This window comes from Mycobacterium sp. Soil_C_30, from assembly GCF_057656995.1.
The window spans coordinates 1-269 of record NZ_JBDGJH010000077.1; the positions used below are offsets into that span (position 1 = coordinate 1).

1 protein-coding gene is annotated in these 269 nt (G+C 62.8%); it reads left to right on the forward strand.

Features of this window, described 5'->3' with window-relative positions:
• On the forward strand, positions 1-269 hold a 269-nt coding region (locus AC3A6P_RS36185), incomplete at both ends, for a beta-ketoacyl synthase N-terminal-like domain-containing protein (protein WP_487697478.1).

A 269-nucleotide genomic window follows, 5' to 3' on the forward strand; every position in this document is an offset into this window, starting at 1 on the left:
GCGGGGATGGATCCTCAGCAGCGGTTGTTGTTGGAGGTGGCGTGGGAGGCGTTGGAGGATGCGGGGATCACCGCGCAAGCCATCCGCGGCTCGCAGACGTCGGTGTTCGTCGGCCTCACCACGTACGACTACGCGGTGTTGGCGGCTGATCATCGGGCCGAACGCGGAGATGTAGACCCCTACATCACCTTTGGTAATGCGTCGAATTTTGCGGCGGGTCGGTTGTCGTATTTCTTGGGGGTGCATGGGCCGGCGGTGGTGATCGACAC